2 protein-coding genes are annotated in these 636 nt (G+C 41.5%); both read left to right on the top strand.

All coding sequences use genetic code 11. The features are described 5' to 3' along the window. Window positions 1–235, top strand: a 235-nt coding sequence (locus AC1DUW_RS31740; RefSeq protein WP_477644567.1) for a RuBisCO large subunit C-terminal-like domain-containing protein, incomplete at its 5' end; no start/stop codon positions are given. A 6-nt stretch (window positions 236–241) separates the two neighbouring features. Beyond that, window positions 242–636: MtnX-like HAD-IB family phosphatase (locus tag AC1DUW_RS31735; protein ID WP_477644566.1), on the top strand; the 395-nt coding region annotated here is incomplete at its 3' end.

The raw sequence follows: 636 nt of genomic DNA, 5'->3' as shown, positions 1-636 counted from the left end.
CGTGCCTTCAGCAGGTATTCATCCGGGAATGGTTCCTAATCTAATAAAGGATTTTGGGACGGACAGCGTAATTAATGCAGGCGGTGGAATCCACGGACATCCCGACGGAGCAAAGGGCGGGGCAAAGGCTTTCCGTTCTGCTGTAGAGGCTGTTCTTACAGGCAAGGCATTATCTGATGCGGCTGATGAAGATGAAGCACTAAGCAAAGCACTTGAGTTATGGGGAGGCTTGTAAGGAATAATGAAACCGATTATTTTTTGTGATTTTGACGGAACAATTACTAACTCAGATAATATCATCGCTATCATGAAAAAATTTGCACCTTCGGGATGGGAAGAGCTAAAAGACGGTGTTCTTCAGCAAAAAATCAGTATATCTACAGGAGTTGGGAAAATGTTTTCCCTGCTTGACAGTAGCCTAAAGGACGACATTATTCAATTTGTGAAGGATACAGCCGGCATTCGCCCAGGGTTCAACGAATTTGTGGATTTTACAAAACAAGCAAACATACCTTTGTATATTGTAAGTGGCGGTATGGACTTTTTTATTGAACCGCTTTTAAATGATATCTTGCCTTCAGATTGTGTTTATTGCAACAGAGCTTATTTCAATCAGGAAAAGATCTTAATTGAGTG

Source organism: Peribacillus sp. P4_C12 (genome assembly GCF_056402095.1).
This window is presented reverse-complemented; position numbering and strand designations above follow the sequence as displayed.